Raw genomic sequence first — 21,365 nt, forward strand, 5'->3', positions numbered from 1 at the left:
AATAAGAAGCAAGAAACTGCAAATAATAACAGAAAAAAGTAACAAAGGAAGTATTTATATGGGATATTTTACAATAAAAAGTAGGAATTGGTCTACAAAATTATTTTGCTTTTTTATCATTTCTTTATTATTTTTTTCGGGATGCAGCATGCTGAATAAAATTACAGGCAAGCAGCCCGAAGAATCGGTAAAGTCCGAAACAGTCCCTAAACAGCTCGAAGACATCGAGTCATCGATCGAAAAAATCTTTAGCGTTTTAAAAGGGCCGTCCCTCATGGCGGAAGAAACAAAAGACCAGAATGAACAGACCCAAGCCGGTGGACAGAATCAAGCAGGTAGTCAGAATCAAACGAACAGTAAGAGTCAAACCGAAGGAGGCAGTCAGCAGCAAGAGCAGTCGGGACAGGACACCTCCGGACAGGCAAAGACGACGAATCAGACCCCGGATCCGTTACAGCAGGCAGCACTCGAAATTAGCCAGCTCCATAATCTTTGGAATGAAGTTATGCCTAAAATCAATCAAAAAGGCGCTGCCAAAAAACTTATCGAGAATTTCAGCGATGCCCTGAATACTCTTACAGAATCTGTGACTACCAAAGACAAAATGAAAATCATGATGGCCTTAAATGCCCTATATGAGAAAATTCCGGATATTTATGCGCTTTATCAAACCAATACTTCTCCTCAAATCAAGAATATCATCTATTTCAGCCGAAGCTCCATTTTGTTTGCGGAGTCTAAAGACTGGGAAAAAGCATCGGCGGCGATAAAAGAGCTTAAATCATCCTGGGCTATGTTCAATAACGCGCTGGAGGGGAAACAGCAGGATGATTCCAGCAAACTGGACCTATCCATTCTAGAGCTCGAAAAAGTGATTCAGGAAAAAAATACGCAGCTGGTGCAAATCAAAGGGAAAATCACGCTGGCCAATATTGCCGCACTCGAGAAGTCCTTGCAGGAAGCGGAGCAAAGCAAAAAGCAAAAGAAATAACAATCCAAAGCAAGGTAGGCCTGTTTCAGATTATTTTAACAATCACACTGGTAAAAACTTGGATTATTTGTACAATTAATTCTGTATTCCGGTATTTTTTTTCTGAAGTACTTTTTACAGCACCCTCAATGCCTTATAATAGTAGGAATAAGATGATTGATTTCAAGGCCAAAGGAGATACCAAATGAAAATACAGAATTTTAATAAAGTGCTGGTCGCAAACAGGGGAGAAATTGCGATTAGGGTTTTTCGGGCCTGCAAAGAGCTCGGGATCAGAACCGTTGCTATTTATTCGGAAGAAGACAAATACGCTTTGTTCAGAGCGAAAGCGGATGAATCCTACCTGATTGGTGAGAAAAAGAAGCCGATCGAAGTATACTTAAGCATTGGTGAAATTATTAACCTCGCTCTAAAAAAGGGCGTCGACGCCATTCATCCCGGCTATGGCTTCCTATCCGAAAACCCGGAATTCGCGGAAAAGTGTGAGGAAGCCGGTATTGTTTATATCGGACCGTCTGTTCATACACTTGAAAATCTTGGGGATAAAATCAAATCCAAACTGCTAGCCCAAAATGTAGGAGTTCCTGTCATTCCCGGCGTGGACAAACCGATGACTTCCGTGGACGAAGCTGTGGTCTTTGCCGAAAAATATGGATATCCCGTGATTCTGAAAGCGGCAGCAGGTGGCGGCGGAAGAGGGATGCGCGTCGTCTACAGTGAAAAGGACCTGGAGCGTGAATTTAATAATGCCAGAACAGAGGCTAAGAAGGCTTTTGGCATTGAAGATATTTTTATTGAGAAATACCTGGAAAGACCCAAACACATTGAAGTTCAAATTCTGGCCGACAAGTACGGCAATATCGTTCATCTGTATGAGCGGGACTGCTCCGTGCAGCGCCGCCATCAGAAAATTCTCGAATTTACGCCGGCTTTTTCGATTCCCCAGGAAGTCAGAGATCGCCTGTATCAGGATGCGCTTAAACTTTCCAGAGCTGTCAATTATGTTAATGCAGGCACTGCGGAGTTTCTGGTTGACAAGCACGGCAACCACTATTTTATTGAAATGAATCCCCGGATCCAAGTCGAGCACACAATCACTGAGATGACGACAGGGATCGATATTGTTCAGAGCCAGATTTTGATCGCTCAGGGCTACCCGCTAAATTCAAAAGAAATCGGGATTTCGTCCCAGGAATCGGTGGTTCCGCGCGGATACTCTATCCAGTGCAGAATTACCACGGAAGATCCGCTCTCAAACTTTATGCCGGATACAGGAAAAATTGACGTATACCGGACCAGTTCCGGTTTCGGCATCCGGCTCGACGGCGGTAATGGCTACACCGGCGCAAACATCTCACCTTACTATGACAGCCTGCTCGTTAAAATTATCTCCTGGGCCAGAACGTTTGAAGGAACCACGCAAAAAGCAATTCGTTCCGTTAAGGAAATGAATGTCAAAGGGGTCAAGACCAACGAAGCCTTCCTTATCAATGTCATGAATCACGAGAAATTCTTAAGCGGAGAATGTGATACCCATTTTATCGATGACACACCGGAGCTTTTTGACATCAAACCCAAAAAGGATTACGAAACAAAGCTTCTAAAATATATCGGCGAAAAAATTGTCAACGAAGTCAAGAGCACCAAGAAAGACTATAACATCGCCCCAGTCCCAAAAATTGAACTGCCTTCCGAACGTACAGGAATCAGAGACATCCTGCAGCAGCGCGGTGCTGACGGCTTCGTATCCTGGGTCAAAGACCAGAACAAACTACTGCTGACCGACACGACTTTCCGGGACGCGCACCAGTCCCTGCTGGCAACGCGGGTTCGGACCAAGGATCTTGTCTCGATTGCCGAAGCGACTTCCGTCCTGGCCAGTGATCTGTTCTCCATGGAAATGTGGGGCGGAGCTACGTTTGATGTTGCCTACCGCTTTTTACGGGAATCCCCCTGGCGCAGGCTGCAAAAACTCAGACAGCTCATCCCGAATATCCCGTTCCAGATGCTGATCCGTGGCGCCAATGCCGTAGGATATACCAACTATCCCGATAACCTGATCCGAGCCTTTATCCAGGAAGCCGCAGTACAAGGCATTGATATCTTCAGGATCTTTGACAGCCTGAACTGGCTGAAAGGCATGGAAGTGGCTTTTGATGAAGTGATGAAGACCGGGAAAATAGCAGAAGTATGTTTATGCTATACCGGGGATATCCTCGATGAAAGCAAAGAAAAATACTCGCTGAACTATTACCTGAAGATGGCGAAAGAAATCGAGAAGATGGGCGCCCATATACTTGGCATCAAAGATATGTCCGGTCTGCTGAAACCCTATGCCGCAGCTAAACTGATCAAAGCCCTGAAGCAGGAAATATCCATTCCGATTCACCTGCATACGCATGATACCAGCGGAAACGCTGTCGCCACAATTCTGATGGCGGCCGAAGCAGGGGTGGACATCGTCGATGCGGCGCTCAGTCCAATGGCAGGGACTACAAGCCAGCCTTCCATGGATTCAATCATTGCTGCGCTCCGCAATACCAAGATGGATCCGGGAATGGACCTCGATGATATTCAAAAGCTCTGCAATTACTGGAGTGAAGCCAGAACGTTCTATGAGCAGTTTGAATCCGGACTGAAATCCGGAACTGCTGAAATATACAAATATGAGATCCCTGGAGGCCAGTATTCCAATTTAAAGCCACAGGTGGAAAGTTTTGGTCTTGGCCACAAATTTGATGAAGTCAAAGCGATGTATATAGAGGTCAATCAGATTCTCGGTGACATCGTCAAGGTTACCCCTACCTCCAAAGTGGTTGGAGATATGGCCATCTTTATGGTCCAGAACGGACTGACCAGAAGAAATCTGCTTGAAAAGGGAAAAGCGCTTGCGTTTCCCGACTCAGTCGTCGACTATTTCAAAGGGATGATGGGCCAGCCGGAGGGCGGTTTCCCAGAAGAGCTGCAGAAAATTGTTCTGAAAGGACAGGATCCGATTACCTGCCGGCCCGGTGAAATTCTTGAAGCGGTCGATTTTGAAAAAATCAATAAAAAGCTCCAGGAAGAATACCATATAGAGCCCAATATCCGGAACGCCTTGAGCTATGCACTTTATCCAAAAGTATACAGCGATTATCTCAGATCCCTGGATGAATTCGGGCATCTCTATAACCTGGAAAGCCACGTCTTTTTCTACGGATTGAAAGAAGGCGAGACCAGCGAAATCGAACTTGACGAAGGCAAGACCATGATCTTGAAGTTGGTTGAAGTCCGCGATGTGGATGAAGAAGGCTATAAGACGCTGCTTTTTGAGATCAACGGTAACAGAAGAGAAGTACGGATCTTTGACCGAAACTTTGAAGAAAAAGAAAAGGTCTCCGTCACACTGATGGCAGACCCGAATAATCCAAAGGAAATCGCCTCATCGATCACCGGAATTATCTCCAAAGTATTTGTCAAAGAAAACGAAAAAATTATCAATAAACAAAGCATGCTGATCATTGAGGCCATGAAAATGGAGACAAATATTATGGCCCCAACGGACGGAGAAATCGAAAGCATCCTAATCAGCGAAGGCCAGCAGGTAAAATCCGGTCAACTGATTATTAAACTAAAGTAAAAAGAAAACCCGGCATAACAGAGTCCGAAGAGCGACACAATGTGCCCGCCTCGACATCTGTAATACCGGGTGTTTTTTCAATCATGGTTATTTACAATTTGGCAGCCGTATCTTTTACCGTCTCCGCCAGCTTCCGCAAGTGATCGATCGTGGCTGCATTTTCCTGAGTGGCCGCAGCCTGCTGCTGGGCGATCTGTCCCGATTCTTCAGCTGCATTGGTCATGTCGGTGACCGCCGAAGAAATCGACTCAATAATCTGCCGGACTTCTTCCGCTGCTTTTTTACTGTTTTCGGCTAACTTCCTGATTTCCTGGGCAACTACGCCGAACCCGCGGCCGTGTTCCCCGGCCCGGGCCGATTCAATCGCGGCATTTAGACCAAGCATATTCGTCTGATTCGAGATGTTTGTGATGGTGTTGATAATGACTTCAGTTTCATTAATTTTCTGGTTAGATTCCTGCGCCTTTACGGAGAGGGCTTGACCGACTTCGGCCAGTCTCCCGGCACCCATGGCGATCTCCTCGACCGCTGAGGCAATCTGATCCAGATAATTGGACAGCTGTACAGCTACCTCATTAACATCCTGCTGTTTCTTCCTTCCGGTCGCACATACCACCGTCCCGACAGGACTTCCGTTTTCATCAGGTATCGGTATATTAACTCCGCGAAACAACGTCCCGATCCGGACATTAAACACGGTCTTCCTGTTCTCTTTCATACATTTTTCGGTAGCTGTTCCCAAAACTTCATTACCGACTTCAATACCAATAGTAAGCTCTTCTCCCTCGGTTGCCTGAAGATACTTTTTCCCATCCGTCACGTATAAGGCCATGTCAGGAGGAAGAGCCTTAACAACATAAGGCAATATGCCGCAGAGTGCGTTAATTGCATCTTGTCCCTTGAGCAATTCCATTCTATTCCACCCTTACTCGAACAATTATTTGTACTTTATTTGGTATTCGACGCAATTAAGGCAATTCCTTTTTGTTAAAAAAATAACTTGTATATTCAACTTGAAAAAGAAGTCCGCTCAGCTTTTCTTCTGGCTAAGCGGGCAGTATTTGAATGTACCAGATAAAAAAGCCTGCAAGCAGGAGGAATACTGTCGTAGCAGTCCATCTGAGAATTGACAGGATTCCTTTAACTGAAGCTGCCAGGCTTTCAATATCTTTTTCTTTTTTGACGCACTCCATCTCCTGCTCTTTCATCCTTTCGTCGTGACTGCTAAGCATCTCCTTAATATCAAAGCTAAACTCCATTAACTGCTCGCACAAACTGTCTAGCCGTTTGGATTCCAGTACAGAGGAAGATTCCAAAATAGCCAGCCGCTCATCATGCTTCTGGAGTGTCTCTTCATGATCCTTCAATCTTTCTTCCAGTCCTTTCTTTCTCTTCTCAATCCCGTTGACAGCCATGACCCTTTCCTCCCTTCTTTTTCTTATTGCAACACCTCGCTGATCAGAGTATTGTCCTGGTCATAGGTCAGGAGATAGGTCTTGATTGCCTTGGCGGTTACGCCGTCTTCGTGATAATAGGTATCCGTCCGGACGGAATAATACGGCGGAGTTCCCCCGCTGAAGACCGACCGCTTGGCAAGCGTCCCATTCTCCCGTTTCCACTGCAGCTCAACAAAGACACCAAAAGCGTCTTTGTTGAGCTTATACAGGCTTAAACATTCCAAATGCGCTATCCGGTCCGAAAAATGTTCCGTAAGCGCATTGTCGATCACATCCAGGTTGTCGTTATAGTCTCTTAGCTCCATCTGTTCTGTTTCGGTGGGTTTTTTTAGATAGAGTTTCGGGGTGAAGAACGGCATTATGGTTGACCTCCTAATAAACTTTATAAATCATCCAGCCAGACATTAAAGGGCATCAGAAAAAACCAAAGGATAGCGAATCGAGGGCATATCTGACCATAGACATTTCCCTGTTTCTCGGTACAATCCTATATCCCAAGGCCGAGCCAAACATTGAGGATCATCCCGGATAAAAATTCAACCGCCAGAACGATGACGGTCCCGATGAGGCATTGTTGCCAAATTTTGAGGCTGTAATACTTCAAATGATAGTTTAGTTGGCCAACTAGCACCGTAGCTGTACCGCAGACGAAAAGCATTGATATATTTGTCCAACCTCTGGCGAAGCCCTCCATTGTCAGGTAAGTCATCCCCAGGATAAAGAAAAGGAACAACTGCTTCTTAATCATAATGATCACCCAATTCCGAGCAGGGTGTTCATGTTTGTAAGCATGTCTTCCGGCAACTGGCTTCTGTAGGTTATGGCTGTCACTTCTTCGATAGTCGTACAACGCTTTACCCATGCGGCTAAGTAATTATAATATGTTGTATTATAAGTGACATGAGCTTTCCCGGCAGCAATAATTGCTGAAAGCTCCTCAGCAGAAAAGTTCCTGCATAATGTACTGTCAGCATGATAAGGGAAGCCTGTAGCTCCGCCTGCCAGCTCGATACCGATAGCAGAAAGGTTCATCTGATCTTCTTCCTTCAAAGAAAAGTGTTCAACTCCCTGCGAAGTTGTAACATCAATACCCGCGTAGATTGCTTCTTTGCACGCTTTTGAAAGCTCATAGAGCTTATTTTCCTGATAGTCAACAAATGTTACTGGGGGAGTAATTGGCGGCATTTCTCCAAGATTCTTCTTTAAATCAATAAGTTCTTGCTCTGGAGTTTTACGTTCGACATAATTCTGGCTGAGATAAAATCCCCGTGATTTGCTGTAACAGTATTTTTGGGGAGCGACTTCAGAAGGTGCTTCGACGTCAAAAACCTCACCCATTGGATAGATGCAGCCATTGATCAATTTACCATTCTCTTTCTGTTCATAAGAATCCATAATGGATATAACTATTTCATTTTCGACCAAAATCATATTTAATTACCTCCAATCGTAACATGTAATTGTCTGTCCAATCGTACCGCCATTTACAGCAACACCCTCACCCTTTTTAATGAAAGTTATATCGGAAACTGTCAAATAACCGTTATTACTACTGTCATTTCTAATAACAACAAAATATTTTGCACTTTGCATTTTAATAAGGATTTCCATAGATGTACTATTTGTTGTGTATGTGCTTGCAGTTCCGACACTAATTGTCACATTATTTATAATAAACAAAATTGTTTTACTTGTATAACCATAAGTTACCCTAACAACGTTAGTATCAAATAATGCAATAGCAAGGTCTTGAACTGTCATGCTACTTTCAAAAACAACAGATGTATTAACTATAATATTCGTATCAGAAATACTTAAAATAACCGCTGTACCGTAATTACTATTGCTAACATCTTTATAAGCAAATATAACGCGACTAGAATCTAAAGGAAGTGAGCCACGATCAAGTATATTAAAACTGGCGGTGTGAGTGTCAATATTAACTGCCGTTCCTCCTGATATACTTGTATCAGATACCGTTAAAACTTTTGCTCGTATATAGTAAGTTGTTGACACAAACGATTCATATATTAACAAGGCTTTTGTTGTTGATAATATACTAAGCGTTGTGCCACCTTGATAACCGTCTGTCGCAGAATTAAAGATTGTTCCATTTGTCAATGTTGTATCGGTACAACTCAATGTACACGTTGCAACGGTTGTATTATATGCCCAGCTGCAAATTAACTTGTTTGTGTCTATTAATCTAAGACTTAAACTACTTGCCATGTATGTGCCATCTGTATACAAGTTTAACGCGGTATTAAGTGTAGGCGTTGTACCTGAAACCGTTATTACTCTTGCATATACATAATAATTATTTGGTTGTGTAAAATACAAGAGAACAGCTTTATTTGTATCCAGTTTTGCTAGTGATGTACCGAGGCAATAAGCGACGCTTGTTGTCACCGGAGTGCCTACAGTTACAGTTAAACCCGTTATTGTTAAAACAACAACTTTCATAGTGTAGCTGCTTAATTGTTCAACATAGGACACAAGTATTTTATAATCGTCAATTAAAACTGCGCTTATTGCCTGTGAATATGCTGAATTAACTACAGTGTTTGATACTTGATAAGTTGCGCTAACGGGAGACGCTTTTTCATTGATAAATTTGACCAAATCACCAGTCTCAATCGTATTGTCTGTAACCTCATAACTACCAATAATACTACCAAGCGGTTCTGGAAGCATTCCTGTTACACCAAATATAGATACACCTGCCTTAATGTTTGCCGCCACAAAATCAGCATCCGTTATTGTTACCTTGTCATCCACACCATCCCTGTACCCTTCTGAAGCAAGCAATTTTAAGGTTGTTCCAGAAACAGCACTAGAAAGTGCGGCTGTTTCTCCAGCTCTGTTGGGCATAGTTCCTGTATAAGTTCCGTTGTCATTTGTAAATGTATCTCCGGCTAGTACGTGACTGACAACGGCAGTTCCCTCACCACTAGCTTTGATAAAAAAACAGTCACCGATTTCATCGTACCAAATGGTATAAGCCTTGCCAGTGACAAGGCTTGGTGTATCTGTAGTGTTAGGCTTGTATAACGGTTTGTTGTTTATGGTTGTGGCAGCTCCATTATTATTTGCTGAAGCAATAAATGTTTTGGGGTGTCCATCTTCCAAAATTACGTTTGTAAGAGTAATTGCTGTAGCCGTTCCTCCTGCTGTTTGGTATACATAATCCGCCTTATGCTCCGCTAACGCATTCCCAATATTGGTATCAATTGCCTCCACCAAACTATTATGTGCGGCCAAACTGACGTTTTCATTGGCCAATGATTTCGGTAAGTTAAATTGAGTCGTATATTCCGGCATTCTTCTTCGCTCCTTTGTCCTTTATTGTTCATTTCAGATTGGTTCCTGCTCCGGATTCCAGGTTTCAAATTTCGCCCAGGTGAATTGGGCTGCATCCAGCTCAGCCCAGCTTAGCCCTGCCCCATTCAACGCTAACCAGGTCAGATACGTATACAGATACTCGACCATGAGGTGCGCTGGAATGGCCCGATTAATCGCTGGCTGAAAATCGGACATATTTGGGGGAATACCGTAAATACCGGCAAACTTGATCTGCACTTTGTTCTGCCCTGGGAGGTCCAGGACATCGACATTCCCATTTTGATAGCTTTCGGCCGTTGCTTCGATTAACGCAGCTGTGGTCGTACCGGCACCCCTAAGTTTGGCTTTAACAACACTCTGCCTGTAGCTTAACGGTTTGCTTTCATTTACAGAAATTCCAAGATACTCTTCCCAGTATTTGATGCCCCAGGTCGCCGTATCAACAAAACATTGGGAAAGGACATCCTTGACAGCGTCTTCCGCCAGGCCGGTATCCCGTCCAAAGGATTCCAATACCGATTTGATCGGCTCCTTCTCCGTTAGCCAGTTAGGAAGATAGGATTTGACGATGGTTATCCGGTCACTCATGCCAGCGTCACCGTCCCAGCTACTGCGACTTGGCAGTTATCAAAGGTAATACCGATCGCAATATTCGCTGTTCCTCCGTTAACCATAAGTCCGGTATGGTCCAATATCCCGGGGGTCTCGAGCAGTGTACTGCCGATCCTGGCAAAACTAACATAATCCTGTTTAAAAGCGATATCTTTCAGGTGATCCGTCAATAGTGCCCGAAAAGAATCTGTCACTTGTCCGAGCGTATAGTTTTCTGCGAGGGTGACAGTCGCCGCCACATTGATATCGACTCCGGCAGCTGATTCAACCGTCACCTCGGCCCCGACTGGTCTCATTGACTCAATATACGCCGCTGCGGCTACCACTATCTCTGCTTCAGCCGGTATTTTCTCCGAATCCACGATAACTACCTTGACGGTCCCGGCTCCATCCCACAATGGAAAAACCTTGGCATCGCCGACTCCGCTTACCTCTCCGGCCCATTGCAGGTAATGTGCTGCATTGCCGCTCGTCGCCGGATTCCGTACTTTCAGCAACAGCCTGGAAAGAAGGTCTTCATCGCTTTCCTGATCTGTCCCTCCGGTTATCGCGCTTTCATTCGTGATTTCCGTGACCCCCTGAAGAGCAACCTGCAATGTTTTGACTGCCCCTGCAGGAACATTGCCTGTGATTCCCTCCTCCGCTGCCTGAACAGAAATATCGACTGACCCATTGTCCTGGATAACTGCTGCCTTGGTCGATTCAAATCCAATTCCACCGTCGGTCAAAAAGATTGTTCCCTGGCCGATTGCTACACCCGGATTCCCTGTGACTTTGACGATTCCGGCTGCCTTTACAGCAGCCTTTCTGGTCAGCCCATGTTCTCCAGCCCTGTAATCGAGATATTGGCCGCTGGTCGTCTGTGCAAAAGCCAGAGTCAAAACTAAATCCAGACTGGTATACAGCTGGGCGATTTCCAACGCTGCAGGGGACAAAGCATCATGAATAAAACTGCCTTCCGTAGTATCTATCTCGGAAGGTACTTTGCTTTTTAGCCTTTGCAGGATTTCCTCATAAGTTTGTGCTTCAAACAACGACATTCACCTCTCCATAATCTGTTACGAGTGCACATGTAACTTTTAATGTTGCATTCTCCAAATTAACATTAAGATTTTTTACTTCTGTAATGTTTGGATTGACAAGTAAAGCCTCAGAGATGTACCGTTTTGCTTCACTCAGGGTCGCCTCTTTACTCAGACTTTGGCCAAAAAGGTTTTCCAGTTCGTGACCGTAATCCCAGGAGTACGCCAGATATCTACATCTTGGTACCCGCAAGGCTTTCATCGCCCAGATTTTCACTGCATCCTGCCCGGTTACGGTGCTTAGCTTTCCGTCGACCAATTGAAAACAGTCGCGGTCGAAATCCCAGGCGTACTCCCTCTGTATGGTTGTTTGATTGCTTGCTGTGGAATTTTCCTTTGTAACTGTTTCCAGAATAAATGGGAAAATTGATTCACCCATTTGGGCTCACCACCTTGCTTAAGACGATATAGGTTTGCTCTCTTTCTAAAGGAAGTAAAGCGACCAGAGCACCTTTTTGCAGACAACTCTCAATCTGAAGTACGCCCTCCGTCGTTTCGCCGTAACCTTCGGTTGTGGTTAGGATAGCCTGACGGTCATGATCAAGAAGGACATCGGACATTAGCAAGTTTTCTGAATCCAGCTGCAGGTCCCCCATTTTAATCCGGAGCTTCGGCGGTGGATTTGTCACCTGGCCGATACAGATATAGGGTGGATTATACTTTGATCCCTGATCCTGTATAAGCATTACCAGTTCTGAATAGGGGTTTTTTGGTTCCATGTTGATCCTCCTGTTTGCTTATTCGATATTGCTGAATTTCAGCCCGAGGTCCATCATATAGCTGCCATCCTGCCAGGTATGGGCATCCGTCGCGATTTCAAACAACCCCTTGAGTCCTGTAAACGGTTCTAGAATCTTTACTGATTTACCGGTAAGACATTCACTGTTCCCCAGGACGGAAATATTTCCGTTCCGTTCCAATCCTTTCAGCATGCTTTTCGCTACAGTTTTTGGATCGCTGCCGGCTTCCTTTTGATAAATTTCCTGAAGAACACCGTATTTCTTCATCCATTCTTGGCTCTCGACTTTACCCAGACTGTCTCCATTATCGTTATAGATCATGACCCGGTTGATCATATTTTCAATACTTTCAGAATAAGTGGCATCCGTAATATTCAGATTCGACCCAATAACTAGAGATGCTGTAATCGCTGTAATCGTCCCTTTTTCGAGTACAAACAACTTTCCATTCTGCATTTGGACGTTGTATCTTTTGCCGTTTTGCTTGCCCGCTGCTGTATAAGCCGCTGTAATAATCTCATACGGACTTTGCGCATTGACAAGCAGGTTTTGGATGATACCGGTTTTCTTGAGTTCCCCGACTGAAAGAACAAAATCACTGGCGATCCTGGCTGCAATCGATTCAGCCGTAGTCTTCTTAAAGTTATAGGTTGCTTTAGATTTAAGTAAGTAAATTAAGCTGTCATAGGCCGTCACGCGGATCATATGGTTTGACCTGGATCTTTCCTGGTAAAAAATAACCCCTGCAAACAGCTCAACTCCGTTATCATCCAACAGTTTGAGCATGTTGCCCGGGCTTAAGCTTATTTTCGGGATGTTTTCATCCGTTGAGGCGGTCACTTCAAGTTCCATCTTTCGGGCTGCTTGTTTTTCATCTCCGCTCCAGACAATTTTTTTGATTAGCTGGGTGATGTCGGTCCTTTGGCTGGGTTCAATCAAATAGATTTTCATAGCTTCAGCACCTGCCCGGCATAGATCAGATTTGGATTCTTGATGTTGTTCTTCGCTGCCAGAGTTGGATACTTTGCTCCATCGCCATAGAACCTTTTAGCAATAGCCCACAAAGTATCTCCTGATTTTACGATGTAGGATGGGGGCACATTTCTGTCGGATGATCTGGAGTTTTGGGATTGCGATGGACTTGTCGAAGATGTTGTTGATTCCGTCTGCGCAGTGATTTGCCGATATTCCTTCAGTTCAAGTATGAAATAAACATCTCCGGTACCTTCTCCCTTTTCGCCGTATTGAAATCTCTCAATGGACGCCGAAATATTGATGTCCGTTGATGTAATGATCAGTCTGACCGGTTTCCCAGACTTCCTCCAGCTTTCAATGCGACCAACACAGTCATAAGGAGACGGGAATCCGCTATACTGGCAAAAATAATACTCTTCCTTGGGAAAGAAAGAGTTCAAGGTGATTGTCGCCAGCTTTTCTTTGCCGATCAGGTTGATTTCCCCTGCATCCTGTATGTTAACTGTTGTATTCAGATTGCCCTGAGTAATATCAAAGGAGGACGGCGGGATCGGAAGCTGCAGTGTCTCTGTATTATTGTAGTTCTTGAGCCAAAATTCCAATGTGATTTACCTCCCTACTGCTAAGCCATATTTACAGCTGCCATCTTAATTTTACCGACAAGGGCATTAGCGACCCTGTCGATATCGGCCTGTTCACGAACAATGATCGTGTCCGAAAGTTTAGCGATGCTGACCGAACCAAAACCTGAGCGTATATTGTTGGTTTCTCTTTTGGTCAGAACAGATTCGCCTTCATGCAGGAGGGCAGGATAGTTATCATAAGGGACGCGGGGGATGCCGATGGCAAATTGTTTCGTATTATTTTTTTTCCCTTGACCAACAACTCCTATCCCTGTTGAATTAAATAGTTTTTGTAGCAAATTATCTATTATTGTTGCAGCAATTGATCCGACAACAACTGATATAACCGCTAGCGCTAAGGGATTCACTGCAAGGCTGCCTAATAACCCTGCAAACCCAAGGGAAGCACCTAGCGTTCCCAGTCTCCCCACTAATATTTTGGGAATTTGTTTTATCATTTGTTTTACTAAACTTGAAAAAATCCCTTCAAATATGGAGCTCAATCCAACCTTTCCGAAAATTTCAAGTTTGTCCTTAAATCCAAGTGTGCCTTTTTCCTTTTTTGCCGTAGCTATCTCATACATTATTTGTGGAAGAATAGTTAACGGTTTAGTATGACCTTTCACAAAAAATTTCTGGGATTTTTTCAGTTCTTTTAAAGCGGTTTCAGAAAGCCAATCGTCAAAAATAGAATACATTCTTTGTATATTATCAATGATAAAGCTGCCTAGATGCGTCGGTTTAGATTGTTTTTTTTGAGAAGGAGATTTATTTTTTTGGTTTTCAATATTATTGTATAACGCATAGCGATTAAAATATGGATTAGAATTTATTAGGTTACTGCGATATTTCTGACCTTTGCTTAATTCCTGTAAAAAATTCCCCCTTAAAGTTGTATCTTGCAAAATAATCACCTAGCTTTCAATTGTTCTTATAAAGCATTTAATAATATTTTTAACAATAAATAAACTTTAGCATCAAGAGTACTCGTTTTCTGGCATAAACCTCGATAATCCAAGGTATTATTTATTGTTCAACTTTTAATTCCCGAATCTCCTTCTCATAAAACGCCCTGATTACAAGCTTTTCTCCATACGGCAGCGAGGCAAGCACGGATGGACGGATGCCTTTGGTTACCCAATAGTAGTACAGCATTTCTGCCCAGCCATCCGTGCTGATTAGTTTTTTATTTCTTTAATCACGTCGTCTCCGAAGCCGCTAATTTCGGAAATAACATTGAAAATCATTACAATCTCACCCGGAAGCAGCAGTTTTTTTACTAGCTCAGCCGGTGTGGGAACTTTAAAATGGGCCATAAGCTCCTTATCTTTTAAATTCGGCTCAATCACACCTGCCAGTACCGTGGCCATCTGGACTTCTCCCATGTCGATCCCCTGAATCTGGCTATTGGTAAAGTCAGCAGCGGCTTCCTGGATTTCATTATATTTAGACGGCGATAACGCTTGACAGGTAAATACCGCCTGACCGCCAAACAAGGCGGAGAGTCTTGGTATTTCAACTTTCCGAATTGGAAGCTTGAATTGATCTGTATCTGCTTTTAACAGCAGTTCCAATGTATTCATTTTTTTTAATTCCTTTCATATCTATTTTACTTTCCGACACCCAAGATAAGCCTTGCCCAGCGTTGGCGCGGTAGCTGAGCATGCAAATCTTTTCTAGCCGGAATTTCAAAGTACAGCTTGCACTGACCTCTGATTGAGTCTCCGTAATGGATGGCCAGCGTCAAGCGGAGCACGATGCGAAGCGCGGGATTTTGTGTCAAGGATGACACAACGACCGAAAGCGGCCATCCATTACGGTGACTACCCAAAAAAAACAAATGTATCACTGTTGAAAAAACTAACAAAATTTTTCTACGCTTGAACCAGCGCAGGATCAATCACATCCAGCAAATCAAAATCGCTGAAGGTAAACGGGATCGTTTCCTCACCGTTTTTTCCTGCTTCCCAGTCAGCCAGGGACACTTCGTCAAACATCACGTTCTTTAGGACAATACGTTCCGAACCATAGGCATCGGGATCGGCCAGCTTGGAAACAATCGTGCAGGTGGTTCCCTTGCCATTTTTGATGTCCTGCGCGATCTTATTGATCATCCGGCTGGAAACCTTATGAAGCTTCAGGCTTCCTTTGCCTTCCCATCCGGTGACCTTATATCCTTTTGCCATTCGGCCACAGATCTGAACATCACTTTTCATCAGATTAATCTTGGCCTGAAGGCCGCTGCATTCAGCCACCTTTTCATCATCCAGCCAAATTTCGCCATGGGTTCCGTTCATAATTCTATCGGGACTCAGTGCCATAATTTTTCTCCCCTTTTCTTATTTATAAATAAATATCTATCTACTAGATGCTGATTTTCAGTTCAAAGTCTTCGATCGCATCCACGATTTTGATCGGTCCGGAAAGGAAGATCTTGTCTCCGGTATTGGCCTCTTTGATTTGCTGATCTGTCATCGTACTGGTATCTACCCCGGCGGACTGCAGATAAGTTTTCTGGGCAGTAATGTCGATATCGACAGAATTTTTTCCACGGTCCAACAGTTGCTGATTTTCCAGAGATTCGTAGTAGGCCCGGATCGCGGTAATCAGCAGGCATTTATTGTCATAGGTATTAGGCAGTTTCCCAATATACGCATCATTCGTGGTCTTCTTAATATCGGCATAGATCATATCCATGATATCCACAAGCTTAATCTTCTTAAAGGCTGCACCTTTATCCGCAGTCGTCGTAGTCAGACTGTTGACAGCGCGCGCAATCTTCACCTTTTCTCCATCATTCATCAGCACCAGTTTCCCGGCATCGATCGCCGTGTCAAACTGACTGTTTGTTAAATGCGGAACATCGTCAACTTCGGACAAGACCTGGAACGTCGAACTGATTGAAAGCGGATTTCCTGCCAAAATCCCAGCAATCCTGGAGCAGTAATTTGCCGCGCTGTATGTGGATCCGCCGATCACGATACTATCTGTGGCAAAATTGATAATTCCTTCGTGGTCGGCAGCCGCATTCGGCAGAACGGCTTTAACTCTGAGGTTCTGCGTGTCCCTTAAGCCTTTGAGCCAGGTTGCCATTGAAGCGGCATCAACCGAGCTGATCCCAGGGACTGTTAGATAGTTCCATTGCGACCCTTCCAAATAGGTCTGGGCATCCGTGTAATTCTCGGCTGTGGTTGGTAGGATATAGACCAACAGCTTCAGCGGTGGATTCACCCCGCCGGTAAAGGCCAGCTGGAGCTGTTCCTTGTTCGCGGTGCTGAGATCTGCGGGAATATCACTGCTCGTTTCGTAGACATTGGCTCCGTTGTGGACACTATCTTTCAGGATTAGCGCCACAATTCCGCGCTCTCCTCGGAGGATGGCTGTGTTTGCAGCCTCCTGAAACAAAATGTTGATTTTGGGTAATGGCATATTTTTTGCCTCCTTTTTATTTCCAATTTCATTAATCTGACTACTTTAATTAAAACAGGTTACAATTAAAAACGTTTATACCCTCTCAAAAACGTGTTTACATATCAAACTGAATTTGCATACTTCCGGCTAGCTCAGCCTGTCCGGAAGGCTCCGGTCTGCTTTCGGTGGTATCAAGGTTAAATCCAAGATAAATTTCTTTTCCTTTCGGTCCTCCGGTGATTTGCCGGATCTTGATTTTCCTATCCCCGACACTGAAGAAACCGCTGCTGAATAACTCCCGGATGTTTTCGTAGACTGTATACTGCATCGCTTTGTCAGGGTTGTTATTGGCATTCAACGCCGCATTAAAAATGACATATAAAATAATGTTTCGGGCATAAAAACGCTGGTTCTTATCTGTCTGTGTTTCCTGAATAAAGACCACAGAAAAAGAAGGTCTGCTAAAGCCTTCCTGTATCTCTTCCAGATAGATGTCATAATCCGGATAAGCGGTCTGGACCAGACTGCTGACCGCATCAATGATTGCTTGCATTTTTTTGTTCTTACCTCCTTTCCACCAAATCTATATTTTATGCACCCCGGCCCCTCCCTGCCTTCTGGATTGCATCGTACCCGCCGTTTCCAGCACTCCGTTTTAATACTTAAAATAAAAACGCCCTTACAAGGACGTTCCAATTAAGTTACCAAACTATGTTTGGTGTGATTCTCACTGTACTCAGCATACCCGAAATCTTGCTTCAAAATCGGCAAATAACCGGAAAAAGTTCGGAAAACTTTATCCGTTAAAAACCTTATTATCCAGATATGTTATTTGAATTAGATATGTTTTTTGCCTCAGATGATCCTTGGTTTTCGAGATTATTTCTCAAATTCTCTTTATCCATGGCCTGCAAAACAGCTTTCTCCTTCGTTGGAGCCACAATATAGTCATGCGCGGCTCCGGCGATCAACGCAACAAGAAAAGCATTAATGACGGCCAGTCCAATGTTTTCAGCACTAACTTCTTCCCGAATGACCAGTGTCCAAATAATAATCAGGAAGGAAATCAGGACAGAGGACGGACGCACGATCCAGTCCCCTGACCCGTCTTTGGAAATTCTCTTTCCCAATATTTTCAGGTAATCTTTCAGGAAAGATACAATGACGTAGACAGCAATTACTGTACCACCGAGTGATGAAAGATCCTGCAGGGTAAAAAAAGTCTGGGGCAACGTAATCGTATCCATAACTTCCTCCTTACTTTCCTTTACATAGATCAAGCACTTTTTGGCAGGTATCGTAGCGATCCATGCCGATGATATTGATTGATTTTGCTACTACCTGATAATTGTTGCCGATCACATAAACTTTTTCTGCACAGTCAATAAACTCTTTTGTCACATTCGCAAGGTAACATACCGGTGCCTTCAGATAATCTGCCAGATAAGCTGCTGCTCTCTCATCCGGACCCGGATTACATAAAATGATATTTTGAACCATCTTTTTTCCCTCCTCACTTGAATTCGCAGAAAGACTTTTTACAGGCCCTTCTTCATTCTCCATCCCTAGAAACACAGCTGGATCAATTTCATGATTGTTTGTCCACGGCGCTCTCCTGACCTCAAAATGAAGATGAGGGCCGGTGGTGTTTCCGGTTCTGCCCATCATACCGAGAATGGTTCCTTCATTGAGTGTCTGTCCGCGGGTCACCTTCATGGAGGCAAGATGGGCATGGATCAGATCGTAATTGCCATTCCTGGTTCTCAGGATAACGTAATTTCCCCACCCTGTCGGATCTGCACCCTGACCACCGGCATAGGCTGCCTTAATGACAGTGCCTGCAACAACAGCATATATCACTTTATTTTCTGAAATCAGATCAATTCCCTGGTGATAACCTTTACCATATACACTGTTTCTGACACCATAGGGGTAAGATACGCTTGCTGATTTTAAAGGCATCATCCGCTTTCCCACCTTTCCGATAGACCAAAGAAAATAAGACCTGTCCTTCATTAGATAAATATTCATAAAGTATCAGGTCTTATACATTAATATGTGGCTTGTCTCATTCTTGTGCGATTAGCCGGACTTAACAAGGTGTTTTACTTTCAAATAATCCCTAAGTTTCTGGTTAATGTTTTTCCGGCGATATCTTATGGTCTTTTCGTCCATATTCAATGCCAGTCCGATTTGCAAATTACTTTTTCTTTTTAAACCATAATACTGTTCACAAATCATTCGTTCCACGGGATCCAGCAAGTTTAGCGCAAAACCAATCCCCTCAATGGAAGATTCCAGATGCATGATCTCCATTTTTAGCCTAATCTTTTTTTCAAGCAAAATCACAAGCTCCCTTTGCGATTTTTCCATGGAGCGTGTAAATTCCGCATAAGCTTGCGCAGTTGGATCACAGATCAGGCCGTTTCCTCCTCCCAGGACGGGACGATAGCTCGAAACTGTTCCTTTGGAAGGAATAAGCTGATTTACATCCAATAATATTCTTCTGATATCTTCGGCATTCTTTTCCACTGCTTCCAAAGCTCTTTTCTTGACCTGCAGTTCATCTAATTTCCGGTAATAGCTTTGCAAGGCGGCTTCCATACCTTTCATAGCGGTGTCGTTCATGTTCACTCTCCTCTCCAGTTGTTCGTGTATGTTCTTTATGGAGAATACTTCCACTGTAACAAGCATACGTTATTTTCAAGGATTAATTCGGCAAAAGCCAGGAAAAAGTTCGGAAATCTCTTTGCATCGTCTGATTATTGATTCACACACAAACGGTCCTGCAGGTAAAGACTGAGCTTCTGATTAATTTTTTTCCTTCTGCACCGAATTGTTTTTTCGTCCATTCGAAGTTCTTTGGCAATTTGAAGATTGCTGTGCTCCTTAAGACCGTAACACTTCTCACATATTGTCCGGTCAACAGGGTCAAGTAAACTTAAGACATAAGTAATCCCTTCAATGGCTGATTCAAGATAGATGATCTGAATCTTCAGTTTGGCACTGCGGTGCAGCAACGCAGCTAATCTCTTCTCAAATTTTTCTACGGATGAAGTAAATTCATAATAGTTTTGCGCAGTCCTATCGCAAACGTACATACAACCGCCTGAAACAGCCATATATCGTGCAACGATCCCTTTAGAGGGTACCAGTTCATTGACATCCAGCAAAATATTTCTGATCTCCTCAGCATTTTTTCTAAGGTTTTTAATAATCCCCTTTTTCACCCACAATTCATTCAAGCTTCGATAGTAATTTTTCAGCATATCCTCTGTGTCTGTTATCTGTGATTTCCGCAAAACTTCACACCCCTTTTTTGTCCGGAACCAAATGTTCTTACGTTCCAATTCAAAGCGTATATTAATTATATTGCTACATTTTGTAGCAGTCAACTTATATTTTTGGAATTTTATGTTGTTATTTACATTTTGTCCTATTGAATTGCTACTCATTGTAGAGTAGAATATTTTCTTAGAGGTGATGATGTGGATTTTGGTGAAACTTTAAAATATTTGCGTGGGACGAAGAAAATTACGCAGAACCAGTTGGCCTTACACCTGGAAGTGTCGCGTTCAGCTTTGTCTTTGTATGAACTTGGTTTAAGAGAACCGGATTATAAATTTCTGCAAAAAATTTCTGATTTCTTTGGGGTCTCTCTGGATAGCCTGCTGGGTAATAACCCTGCGATGAACGAACTGCCAAATTTTAATAACGGACATACTATTCCTGATCTTGCTATGGTTCCAATTGTCGGCCGAGTCCCCGCCGGAACCCCAGCCATTCCTTTTGAAGACATTGAAGATTATTTGCCTGTTCCCCGTTCGTTTGTCCGTGAAGATGAATTGGTCTTTGCCCTGAAGATTAGAGGCGATTCTATGATTGATTTAGAAATCAATAACGGCGACCTCGTGCTGGTAAGAAAACAGCAAACCGCCCAAAACGGACAGACAGTGATAGCTAGGATCAACGGGGAAGAAGTAACCTGCAAAAGGTTCTACAAGGTTGATGATAGAATTACGCTGGAACCGGCCAACCCTGCCTACCGAGCGTTAGAACCTGATCATGTTGAAATTGTTGGTGTTGTGTTCAAAGTTATCAAAGATATTTTTTAAAAAAGCAAAAGAAGAATGAAAAAGCAAAAGACTTCGTTTCATTTAATTTGAAACGAAGTCTTTTGCTTGGGAAATAAGCCGTTTACTATTGATCCATCGGCTTATTTCTAGATAAGTATTTTCTTGCTTCCTTTTTTGTATAGATGATTGCTTCAACAAGCATTTTTTTATTTTCAAAGACTTTTGGTCCTGCTAATATTTCCGGTGTATTGTCATCCTCAGACAGGCAGAGTCTGGCTTTTTCCCCCATGCAGTCAATGATCCAAACTCTTATCTTCATAATAATTTCCTCCTCCTGATGTAAAAGAAGACCATGAAAGGAAATATTAATGGTTTTACTGCCGTGAAGCTATAACTTTTTTATTAATGTCAATTTTGTTAAGACAGATCTTCATGTT

The 21,365-nt window shown here is 43.4% G+C and carries 26 protein-coding genes; 3 read left to right on the plus strand and 23 right to left on the minus strand.

Annotation, left to right across the window (positions count from 1 at the left end):
• The first annotated feature begins 148 nt into the window (after nt 1-148).
• A complete protein-coding gene (locus tag C1I38_RS06440; protein WP_119774683.1) occupies nt 149-991 on the plus strand; it encodes a hypothetical protein in 843 nt (280 codons plus the stop codon).
• A gap of 184 nt (nt 992-1,175) precedes the next feature.
• On the plus strand, nt 1,176-4,610 hold the full coding sequence (locus tag C1I38_RS06445) for a pyruvate carboxylase (protein ID WP_119774678.1): 3,435 nt from the start codon (nt 1,176-1,178) through the stop codon (nt 4,608-4,610).
• A gap of 91 nt (nt 4,611-4,701) precedes the next feature.
• Here the strand turns inward: C1I38_RS06445 and C1I38_RS06450 are convergent, their stop codons facing one another.
• The 22 genes from C1I38_RS06450 to C1I38_RS06550 form a co-directional block, all read right to left on the minus strand.
• The gene (locus C1I38_RS06450) at nt 4,702-5,523 is read right to left on the minus strand and encodes a methyl-accepting chemotaxis protein (RefSeq protein ID WP_119774677.1); all 822 of its coding nucleotides are present in this window, start codon (nt 5,521-5,523) and stop codon (nt 4,702-4,704) included.
• A gap of 133 nt (nt 5,524-5,656) precedes the next feature.
• Nucleotides 5,657-6,025 (minus strand): hypothetical protein, encoded by a 369-nt coding sequence (locus tag C1I38_RS06455; RefSeq protein ID WP_020492207.1) that lies wholly within the window; start codon nt 6,023-6,025, stop codon nt 5,657-5,659.
• A 23-nt stretch (nt 6,026-6,048) separates the two neighbouring features.
• Nucleotides 6,049-6,426, minus strand: coding sequence for a hypothetical protein (locus C1I38_RS06460; protein ID WP_119774676.1), 378 nt, complete (start codon nt 6,424-6,426; stop codon nt 6,049-6,051).
• 128 nt (nt 6,427-6,554) lie between these two features.
• Entirely contained in the window at nt 6,555-6,815 is a 261-nt protein-coding gene (locus C1I38_RS06465) for a hypothetical protein (RefSeq protein WP_243103625.1), read from the minus strand.
• 5 nt (nt 6,816-6,820) lie between these two features.
• A complete protein-coding gene (locus tag C1I38_RS14115; RefSeq protein WP_199698218.1) occupies nt 6,821-7,498 on the minus strand; it encodes a hypothetical protein in 678 nt (225 codons plus the stop codon).
• Nucleotides 7,499-7,504: 6 nt separating this feature from the next.
• Entirely contained in the window at nt 7,505-9,388 is a 1,884-nt protein-coding gene (locus C1I38_RS06475) for a hypothetical protein (protein WP_119774675.1), read from the minus strand.
• Nucleotides 9,389-9,421: 33 nt separating this feature from the next.
• A complete protein-coding gene (locus tag C1I38_RS06480) occupies nt 9,422-9,997 on the minus strand; it encodes a putative phage tail protein (protein ID WP_119774674.1) in 576 nt (191 codons plus the stop codon).
• Nucleotides 9,994-11,061: a baseplate J/gp47 family protein gene (locus tag C1I38_RS06485; RefSeq protein WP_119774673.1), complete on the minus strand. Its 1,068-nt coding sequence runs from the start codon at nt 11,059-11,061 to the stop codon at nt 9,994-9,996. Before C1I38_RS06485 ends, C1I38_RS06480 begins: the two co-directional genes overlap by 4 nt.
• Nucleotides 11,048-11,482 (minus strand): DUF2634 domain-containing protein, encoded by a 435-nt coding sequence (locus C1I38_RS06490; RefSeq protein WP_119774672.1) that lies wholly within the window; start codon nt 11,480-11,482, stop codon nt 11,048-11,050. The genes C1I38_RS06485 and C1I38_RS06490 overlap by 14 nt, the downstream gene beginning before the upstream one ends.
• A complete protein-coding gene (locus C1I38_RS06495; protein ID WP_119774671.1) occupies nt 11,475-11,822 on the minus strand; it encodes a DUF2577 family protein in 348 nt (115 codons plus the stop codon). Before C1I38_RS06495 ends, C1I38_RS06490 begins: the two co-directional genes overlap by 8 nt.
• Nucleotides 11,823-11,840: 18 nt before the next feature.
• The gene (locus C1I38_RS06500; RefSeq protein WP_119774670.1) at nt 11,841-12,794 is read right to left on the minus strand and encodes a hypothetical protein; all 954 of its coding nucleotides are present in this window, start codon (nt 12,792-12,794) and stop codon (nt 11,841-11,843) included.
• Nucleotides 12,791-13,420, minus strand: a complete 630-nt coding sequence (locus C1I38_RS06505) for a LysM peptidoglycan-binding domain-containing protein (RefSeq protein WP_119774669.1) — start codon at nt 13,418-13,420, stop codon at nt 12,791-12,793. The genes C1I38_RS06500 and C1I38_RS06505 overlap by 4 nt, the downstream gene beginning before the upstream one ends.
• A 20-nt stretch (nt 13,421-13,440) precedes the next feature.
• Nucleotides 13,441-14,346, minus strand: coding sequence for a hypothetical protein (locus C1I38_RS06510; RefSeq protein ID WP_119774668.1), 906 nt, complete (start codon nt 14,344-14,346; stop codon nt 13,441-13,443).
• A 121-nt stretch (nt 14,347-14,467) separates the two neighbouring features.
• A complete protein-coding gene (locus C1I38_RS14360) occupies nt 14,468-14,596 on the minus strand; it encodes a hypothetical protein (protein WP_020492197.1) in 129 nt (42 codons plus the stop codon).
• A 23-nt stretch (nt 14,597-14,619) separates the two neighbouring features.
• The gene (locus tag C1I38_RS06515; RefSeq protein WP_119774667.1) at nt 14,620-15,024 is read right to left on the minus strand and encodes an XkdN-like protein; all 405 of its coding nucleotides are present in this window, start codon (nt 15,022-15,024) and stop codon (nt 14,620-14,622) included.
• A 291-nt stretch (nt 15,025-15,315) separates the two neighbouring features.
• Nucleotides 15,316-15,762: a phage tail tube protein gene (locus C1I38_RS06520; protein WP_119774666.1), complete on the minus strand. Its 447-nt coding sequence runs from the start codon at nt 15,760-15,762 to the stop codon at nt 15,316-15,318.
• Nucleotides 15,763-15,805: 43 nt separating this feature from the next.
• Nucleotides 15,806-16,870 (minus strand): phage tail sheath subtilisin-like domain-containing protein, encoded by a 1,065-nt coding sequence (locus C1I38_RS06525; protein WP_119774665.1) that lies wholly within the window; start codon nt 16,868-16,870, stop codon nt 15,806-15,808.
• A gap of 97 nt (nt 16,871-16,967) precedes the next feature.
• Nucleotides 16,968-17,405: a DUF6838 family protein gene (locus tag C1I38_RS06530; protein ID WP_119774664.1), complete on the minus strand. Its 438-nt coding sequence runs from the start codon at nt 17,403-17,405 to the stop codon at nt 16,968-16,970.
• A 262-nt stretch (nt 17,406-17,667) separates the two neighbouring features.
• Nucleotides 17,668-18,099 carry a hypothetical protein gene (locus C1I38_RS06535; protein WP_020492192.1) on the minus strand — a complete coding sequence of 144 codons (432 nt, stop codon included), beginning with the start codon at nt 18,097-18,099 and terminating at the stop codon, nt 17,668-17,670.
• Between the two features lie 10 nt (nt 18,100-18,109).
• On the minus strand, nt 18,110-18,817 hold the full coding sequence (locus C1I38_RS06540) for a M23 family metallopeptidase (RefSeq protein WP_119774663.1): 708 nt from the start codon (nt 18,815-18,817) through the stop codon (nt 18,110-18,112).
• A 117-nt stretch (nt 18,818-18,934) separates the two neighbouring features.
• Nucleotides 18,935-19,480, minus strand: a complete 546-nt coding sequence (locus C1I38_RS06545) for a sigma-70 family RNA polymerase sigma factor (RefSeq protein ID WP_119774662.1) — start codon at nt 19,478-19,480, stop codon at nt 18,935-18,937.
• A gap of 134 nt (nt 19,481-19,614) precedes the next feature.
• Complete coding sequence (locus tag C1I38_RS06550) at nt 19,615-20,154, minus strand: hypothetical protein (protein WP_243103624.1); 540 nt, start codon at nt 20,152-20,154, stop codon at nt 19,615-19,617.
• A 186-nt stretch (nt 20,155-20,340) separates the two neighbouring features.
• Between C1I38_RS06550 and lexA the strand changes: the two genes are divergently transcribed.
• Nucleotides 20,341-20,967, plus strand: coding sequence for a transcriptional repressor LexA (gene lexA, locus C1I38_RS06555; RefSeq protein ID WP_119774661.1), 627 nt, complete (start codon nt 20,341-20,343; stop codon nt 20,965-20,967).
• An 85-nt stretch (nt 20,968-21,052) separates the two neighbouring features.
• Here the strand turns inward: lexA and C1I38_RS06560 are convergent, their stop codons facing one another.
• Entirely contained in the window at nt 21,053-21,247 is a 195-nt protein-coding gene (locus C1I38_RS06560) for a hypothetical protein (RefSeq protein WP_119774660.1), read from the minus strand.
• Nucleotides 21,248-21,365 lie beyond the last annotated feature (118 nt).

It is taken from the genome of Dehalobacter sp. 12DCB1, assembly GCF_004343605.1.
Taxonomy (GTDB): Bacteria; Bacillota; Desulfitobacteriia; order Desulfitobacteriales; family Syntrophobotulaceae; genus Dehalobacter.

Excerpts from the sequence above, each read along its gene's own strand:
- C1I38_RS06440 (WP_119774683.1), top strand. The coding sequence starts at position 149 with ATGCTGAATAAAATTACAGGCAAGCAGCCCGAAGAATCGGTAAAGTCC.
- C1I38_RS06445 (WP_119774678.1), top strand. The coding sequence starts at position 1,176 with ATGAAAATACAGAATTTTAATAAAGTGCTGGTCGCAAACAGGGGAGAA.
- C1I38_RS06450 (WP_119774677.1), bottom strand. The coding sequence starts at position 5,523 with ATGGAATTGCTCAAGGGACAAGATGCAATTAACGCACTCTGCGGCATA.
- C1I38_RS06455 (WP_020492207.1), bottom strand. The coding sequence starts at position 6,025 with ATGGCTGTCAACGGGATTGAGAAGAGAAAGAAAGGACTGGAAGAAAGA.
- C1I38_RS06460 (WP_119774676.1), bottom strand. The coding sequence starts at position 6,426 with ATGCCGTTCTTCACCCCGAAACTCTATCTAAAAAAACCCACCGAAACA.
- C1I38_RS06465 (WP_243103625.1), bottom strand. The coding sequence starts at position 6,815 with ATGATTAAGAAGCAGTTGTTCCTTTTCTTTATCCTGGGGATGACTTAC.
- C1I38_RS14115 (WP_199698218.1), bottom strand. The coding sequence starts at position 7,498 with ATGATTTTGGTCGAAAATGAAATAGTTATATCCATTATGGATTCTTAT.
- C1I38_RS06475 (WP_119774675.1), bottom strand. The coding sequence starts at position 9,388 with ATGCCGGAATATACGACTCAATTTAACTTACCGAAATCATTGGCCAAT.
- C1I38_RS06480 (WP_119774674.1), bottom strand. The coding sequence starts at position 9,997 with ATGAGTGACCGGATAACCATCGTCAAATCCTATCTTCCTAACTGGCTA.
- C1I38_RS06485 (WP_119774673.1), bottom strand. The coding sequence starts at position 11,061 with ATGTCGTTGTTTGAAGCACAAACTTATGAGGAAATCCTGCAAAGGCTA.
- C1I38_RS06490 (WP_119774672.1), bottom strand. The coding sequence starts at position 11,482 with ATGGGTGAATCAATTTTCCCATTTATTCTGGAAACAGTTACAAAGGAA.
- C1I38_RS06495 (WP_119774671.1), bottom strand. The coding sequence starts at position 11,822 with ATGGAACCAAAAAACCCCTATTCAGAACTGGTAATGCTTATACAGGAT.
- C1I38_RS06500 (WP_119774670.1), bottom strand. The coding sequence starts at position 12,794 with ATGAAAATCTATTTGATTGAACCCAGCCAAAGGACCGACATCACCCAG.
- C1I38_RS14360 (WP_020492197.1), bottom strand. The coding sequence starts at position 14,596 with ATGCTGTACTACTATTGGGTAACCAAAGGCATCCGTCCATCCGTGCTT.
- C1I38_RS06515 (WP_119774667.1), bottom strand. The coding sequence starts at position 15,024 with ATGAATACATTGGAACTGCTGTTAAAAGCAGATACAGATCAATTCAAG.
- C1I38_RS06520 (WP_119774666.1), bottom strand. The coding sequence starts at position 15,762 with ATGGCACTGAGTCCCGATAGAATTATGAACGGAACCCATGGCGAAATT.
- C1I38_RS06525 (WP_119774665.1), bottom strand. The coding sequence starts at position 16,870 with ATGCCATTACCCAAAATCAACATTTTGTTTCAGGAGGCTGCAAACACA.
- C1I38_RS06530 (WP_119774664.1), bottom strand. The coding sequence starts at position 17,405 with ATGCAAGCAATCATTGATGCGGTCAGCAGTCTGGTCCAGACCGCTTAT.
- C1I38_RS06535 (WP_020492192.1), bottom strand. The coding sequence starts at position 18,099 with ATGGATACGATTACGTTGCCCCAGACTTTTTTTACCCTGCAGGATCTT.
- C1I38_RS06540 (WP_119774663.1), bottom strand. The coding sequence starts at position 18,817 with ATGATGCCTTTAAAATCAGCAAGCGTATCTTACCCCTATGGTGTCAGA.
- C1I38_RS06545 (WP_119774662.1), bottom strand. The coding sequence starts at position 19,480 with ATGAACGACACCGCTATGAAAGGTATGGAAGCCGCCTTGCAAAGCTAT.
- C1I38_RS06560 (WP_119774660.1), bottom strand. The coding sequence starts at position 21,247 with ATGAAGATAAGAGTTTGGATCATTGACTGCATGGGGGAAAAAGCCAGA.